We start from the raw sequence: 6,234 nt of genomic DNA, 5'->3' as shown, positions 1-6,234 counted from the left end.
TAGCGAATTTTTTGCCTAGCTATCACCCCGTTTTTCCTGCCTCAAAATAGACCGCTTAATTAAGCGAATTGGTATTAAAAATTAACGAGGCTATTTTAAGGCTTGTTTATCGTTATTTAAGTTGGAACGTTGTTATAATAGGTAATAATTAAATAGTCAGTAGCGCAGAGAGTCCAATGGAACTTGAACAAGATAGCAATTTAACACTTCCTTTATTTATTCTAGATGAAACACTAAGTACCCGTGACTTAGCGCAGCCTGACTTGGAAATTTCAGTTATCTTAAGTGATGAGCTGCTTACTCAACTATGCCAGAACCCCAGTGCTGATAGTAGTATAGGCATTAGCATTGCAGACTATGAGTTGAATATCATCAATTCAAGCTTTGCTACCATAGCGCATAGCGAGCATGATGCTCAATTAACCATAACACAGGGCCCTCTATTAAGCGCTGTGGTGACTACTGTTGAAAACCTAACATTCGTATCACCGCAAATCGATATGATGCCTACGTTCGATTTAGGTGATGAGACTGAATAATGAAAAAAAATATTATAGGTACTTTTGTACTGATTATCTTAAGTGGTTGTGCTTACTTAGGTAATGCACATTACAATGAATTATTCGGTCCTGAGCAAACACAAGATCGTATGGTTGCTCATAATAGCGGTGCTGGGGCTGAGTTTTTACAGCAAGTAAAGCCTGTACTCGACAACCGCTGCGTGGTTTGTCATGGCTGTTATGATGCGCCTTGCCAATTAAAACTCTCTTCTCCTGAAGGTATCGACAGAGGCCTCAGTAAAGAGTTGGTTTACGATGGTACTCGGTTGTTAGCCTCAACGCCGAGCCGATTATTATTTGATGCAAGCACGACTGAGCAATGGCGTGATAAAGAATTTAGCCCGGTATTAAACGAGCGAGCGCAAACTGAAGAAGCCAATTTAGCGGGTAGTGTGTTATTTAATACGCTGGTATTAAAGCAAAGTTCACCCTTGCCAGAAGATGAAGTATTAGATGAACGTTTTGATTTTTCACTTAGCCGCAACCAAAGTTGTGCGACGATGGGTGAGTTTGACCAATTAGCGGATGAGCAACCGCATGCGGGTATGCCTTATGGCTTGCCTGGAGTGACTGCTGCAGAATTTCAGCACTTACAAAACTGGATTAAAAAAGGCGGGAAAATGGCGCACATCAAGCCGCCATCAGCTGCTGAGCTTGCGCAAGTAAAAAACTGGGAAGCATTTTTAAATCAAGATGGTTTGAAGTACCAATTATCAGCGCGCTATATTTATGAGCATTGGTTTTTAGCACACATCTACTTTAGTGATGCACAATCACCTAACTTTTTTAAGTTGGTACGCTCAATTACTCCCCCTGGTGAAGACATTAAATTAATAAGTTCTCGTCGCCCTTACGATAATCCAAACGTTGAGCGTGTTTATTATCGACTGCTTCACGACCGTTCTACTATTTTATCAAAAACGCATTTACCGCTTAAACTTAATGATGAAAAGTTGGCACGTATTTACCAGCAATTTATTGCGCCAAATTACACTGTATCTAGTTTACCAAGCTATGAGCCTACCCTTGCATCAAACCCGTTTAAAACGTTTGAAGCACTGCCTATAGATGCAAAATATCAATTTATGCTCGATGAAGCTGAGCTAATTATTATGGGCTTTATTAAAGGCCCTGTTTGTCGTGGTCAAATAGCACTCAATGTGATTAATGATCATTTTTGGGTGGCGTTTGCTGATCCTAAAAAGGTAGCGACTCCGGCGGTAGGTAAAATGCTGGTGCAACATGAGGATGCATTAGAGTTGCCCGCAGCAGAGGAAAGTAATGCGTTACCGATTTCTAATTGGGTCAAATACTCGGTTCGCGAAAAACGTTACTTAAAAGCCAAGGTAGAGCTTGCTAATAATCTGTTCAAAAACGGCGAGCATTTAACCACCGACTTATTGTGGAAAGGGGATGGGCACAATCAAAATGCGGCACTGACTATTTTTCGACACTTTGATAGTGCAACTGTAGTTAAAGGCTTTATTGGCCAACAACCTAAAACTATGTGGGTGCTTGATTACGCGCTGTTTGAGCGTATTCATTACTTGTTAGTTGCGGGCTTTGATGTGTATGGCAATATTGGCCATCAATTAATAACGCGCTTATACATGGACTTTTTACGTTTAGAAGGTGAGCACAACTTTTTAGCTTTGTTACCTGAAACTCAGCGAGAGACAATTAAACAGAGTTGGTATCGAAAATCACCACCTAGTTTGTCGACCTTTTTTGAAAACAATCGTGAGTTTAGTCAACCCAGCGGTATTAACTATCAAACAGATGAACCGCAATCAGAGCTATATGGCTTAATTAAAGAGGCATTAGAGCCCGTTTTAAGTCCTCGTTATGACTATAAAAAAGTACCCGCACCATTAAGTGCGATTAATACCATGCCTGCCAAAGCAGTTAACTTACTGCCACAGCTATCTTATGTGCTAGTGAAAGAGCAGGATGGCCACACAGGCTATACAATTATTCACCATAACGCGCACTATAATATTTCGAGTCTACTAAACGAAGACGGACAGCGCGCCTATGAAGAAGATACGGTGACAATTGTTCCGGGCTTTATTGGTGATTACCCTTCTGCAATTTGGTATTTAAATAACGCCCAACAGGTTTCGGCCTTTGCAGAACAGTTACCGCTAATGCAAGTGGAAGCTGATTATCGCGCTTTAAAGTCTAAGTTTGCGATTCGTCGAACTCACCCGCAATTTTGGCAATACAGCGATATTTTACATCAGGTTGCCCGCCAGTACCGAGGTGTTGAATTTGGCATGTTTGATTATAATCGACTAGAAAATCGTTAGGTACACGCTAAACGGTTACAAGAGCCCAGCTTAACTAGCTGGGTTTTTTATATTTAATAATTTAGTAATTAGTTTGCTAAGCTTAGGCTACAGTTAAAACAAAAAAAGTAACCTAGTTTATGTTCAACATTGTTAAGAGTATTCGCAAACGTTACCGTTGGGCTTTAGTTGCTATTGCCTTGTTGGTCAGCGTATCTGCATTACTGATGCAATACTTCTTTTCAGTGCAAAAATACGATGCAAAAATTATCAATATAGCTGGCAAGCAACGTATGCTTTCGCAAAAAATAGCTTGGCATAGCAATGCATTAATTAATCAAACGGATAACCACGCACAACATCTTCAATCGTTAAAACACTCCCTTGAGTTATTTGAACAAGCCCATGAATATTTACTCACTAAGGATGAACAAGGTGACGCAGTTTATCTAAATACACCTTTATTTGATTTATATTATGCCCCCCCAAGCAACTTAGATGCAGAAGTGTTGGCCTTTATAACGCAAGCTAAAAATTTGGTTTCTCGAAAGGAGCCTATTAATTTGGCTTCGTTTTCTGTGAGCGAAGTTGAAGCATTACTCAAAAAATTAGACACTGCGGTGAGCTTATTTGAGCAACAAGCGGTAAAAAAGGTTGATTGGATCTCTAGTATTGAACTGCTTTGTTGGTTTTTTACTCTGGCATTATTGTTTTTAGAACTTAGATTTGTGTTTATGCCGATGGAAAAACGAGTTCTGCAGACCTTACAAAAGTATCAACAACAAAAAGAATTTGCAGAGCAGGTAAGTAATAACAAAGAGCACTTTATTGCACGAGCCAGTCATGAATTTAGAACCCCATTACAGGGGTTAATTACCTCGATCGATGAGCTAAAAATTCCCACTTCACAGCAGGATATACAACGCCAAGCTCGGTATTGCTCGGCGAGGTTGTTGGCGATGTTAGATGAATTACAAGATTTACAAGCGCTGAGTTTAAATCGTTGGTCGTTAAACCCGACCTCTGACAACTTAATAACCACCATAAATAAAGTGTTAGTTGTGTATGAATATGGTTGTACTGAAAAAGGGTTAAAGTTAATCAAAGAGCTAGCAGCGAGCTTAGACTGCGCGGTGATTGTAGATCATGCACGCCTACAACAAATAGTTAATGAGCTACTTAGTAATGCATTAAAGTTTACAGAGCAAGGAGAGGTGAAAGTCATCGCTACGCTCAACAATAACCAACTATCGTTGAGCGTCGAGGATACCGGCTGTGGCTTTGATCACCTTATCGAGCAATTAGAATTAGACAGCACTGAGCAAAGTAACCATTTTCAAGGACTCAGAACAGGCCTTACCCGTGTACAATATATTGTTGATGCCTTAAATGGCGAGATTCGTTTTGAAAATAATCGTCAGCAAGGGGCATCTGTATTTTTAACATTACCATTAGAGATGGATACTACTTTAAGCAGGTCATCGTCAATTCCTGATAACTTACATTGTTTAGTCGTTGAAGATAACCCACTTAATATGCTGGTACTCACTAAGCTATTAACCGCATTGAACATACACGCTGAATGCGCTGAGAATGGCAAAATAGCGTGTGAAATGGTCGCCAAAAAATCTTATGACGTCATCTTTATGGATTTAAATATGCCGGTTATGGATGGGTTTGAAGCCACTAAAATCTTGCATGATAACGATAAAACACTGCCGATTATTGTGGTTACCGCAAACACCTCTGATAGTGATCTTGCTCGCGCTAAAGCTTGTGGAGCAATAGGTCATATTCATAAACCCATAGATCAGCAAAGCATAATCGCGGCGCTAAACGATGCTTTTCTACCTGAGGTTGATTAAATCTCACTTGCTTAATTATTCCTTATTACGTTAGTTTGAGTTTTTAGCTCTGTTATGGGATCTAACGTGCGCTCAATTTTACTACAGCAATTTAGTGGTTATTTATCTACCGATGACAGTGCTAGGTATTGTATCGACGATTTAACTTGGCAAGTAAAGCAGGGTGAACATTGGGTCTTACTCGGGGGTAATGGTGCTGGAAAATCAGCACTCGCAGCAGCGTTAATTGGTGAAGCAAAACAACAAAGCGGGCAACGTCATAGTACCTTTAACAAGCTACAATTAGTGTCAAGTGATCTACAAAAGCAGTTACTTAACACGCATCGTAAAAGTGAAAAGCCACAAAAAGTAACGGACATGCTCTTTGCTGAGCCTCAAATAAATAGCGATTTATGCCAACAGTTAATCACCGCTTTTAATTTTGATGCCTTACTTAATCGTGATTTTACTGATTTATCTACTGGCGAAACGCGTAAATTATTATTAATTAAAGCGCTATCTGCTAACAGTGATTTAGTTGTGCTTGATGAACCATTTGATGGCTTAGACTCTGAATCGGTTGGGCAGCTAAACCGCCTATTACAGCAGTTGAGCGCACAAACCTGCTTTGTGTTTGTGCTAAACCGTGTTGACGAAATTCCAGCGTTTGTTGATCACTTTGCTTATGTGAATAATGGTCGTTTACAACATAGCTTGGCAAAACCGTGTGCAGCAAAACAAGCGGATTTATTCAAATTACTTCATTTAGAGCATACATCATTAAGTATTCCCGATGCGCCTGAGCGCTGTTTTAAATCAGCGACAAACACGCCACTCGTTAAGCTCACTAATGTTCATGTGCGTTACAGCGAACAAACAATTTTTGAAAATTTAAACTGGACGATTAACCAATATCAGCACTGGCAACTCACCGGGAAAAATGGCTCAGGTAAAACCTGTTTATTAAATTTAATTACAGGTGATAACTCTCAATGCTATAACAATGAGATTGAAGTGTTTGGTTTTAAGCGTGGCACAGGGGAGAGTATTTGGGATATAAAACAGCACATTGGTTATATTTCAAATACGCTACATTTGCAGTATCGAGTGAGTATTTCGGCGCTTAATACTATTATTTCAGGGTTTTTCGATAGTATAGGTTTATATCAACAAGCCAGTGAGTTACAAACGCGTTTAGCTAAAGAGTGGTTGGCACTAATTGGTTTAAGTGACAAAACAAATAGCGCTTTTACCCAGCTATCGTATGGCGATCAGCGACTATTACTGATTGTGCGCGCAATGGTTAAACATCCTGCTTTGCTTATTTTAGATGAGCCATGTTTAGGGCTTGATGAGGCAAATCGTCAACGCGTTTTACTGCTGATTGAAAAGGTGTGTGCTGCAAAAACGAGTACCGTTATTAATGTAAACCATCATGCAGCAGATACCATTAAAGGGATTGAACACACCTTAAAAATGGAAGATTTTAAACCGGCTCACTATGGGCAACATGCTGCTCATAGTGAGACGCTTATATAAGCT

General features: G+C 39.8%; 4 protein-coding genes. All 4 read left to right on the top strand.

The genetic code is table 11. The features are described 5' to 3' along the window. Nucleotides 1–176: 176 nt before the first annotated feature. Entirely contained in the window at nt 177–539 is a 363-nt protein-coding gene (locus AAEY57_RS03370; protein ID WP_013463853.1) for a hypothetical protein, read from the top strand. Continuing rightward, nucleotides 539–2,869 carry a fatty acid cis/trans isomerase gene (locus AAEY57_RS03365; protein ID WP_350606319.1) on the top strand — a complete coding sequence of 777 codons (2,331 nt, stop codon included), beginning with the start codon at nt 539–541 and terminating at the stop codon, nt 2,867–2,869. Before AAEY57_RS03370 ends, AAEY57_RS03365 begins: the two co-directional genes overlap by 1 nt. A 119-nt stretch (nt 2,870–2,988) precedes the next feature. Next, the gene (locus AAEY57_RS03360; RefSeq protein WP_350606316.1) at nt 2,989–4,713 is read left to right on the top strand and encodes a response regulator; all 1,725 of its coding nucleotides are present in this window, start codon (nt 2,989–2,991) and stop codon (nt 4,711–4,713) included. Nucleotides 4,714–4,779: 66 nt separating this feature from the next. Then, nucleotides 4,780–6,231: an ATP-binding cassette domain-containing protein gene (locus AAEY57_RS03355; protein ID WP_350606314.1), complete on the top strand. Its 1,452-nt coding sequence runs from the start codon at nt 4,780–4,782 to the stop codon at nt 6,229–6,231. The last annotated feature ends 3 nt before the right edge of the window (nt 6,232–6,234 follow it).

This window comes from Pseudoalteromonas sp. MER144-MNA-CIBAN-0113 (genome assembly GCF_040308965.1).
GTDB classification, from domain to species: domain Bacteria; phylum Pseudomonadota; class Gammaproteobacteria; order Enterobacterales; family Alteromonadaceae; genus Pseudoalteromonas; species Pseudoalteromonas tetraodonis.
Note: the sequence above shows the minus strand (reverse complement) of the source record. Positions and strands in the feature narration are given on the sequence as shown.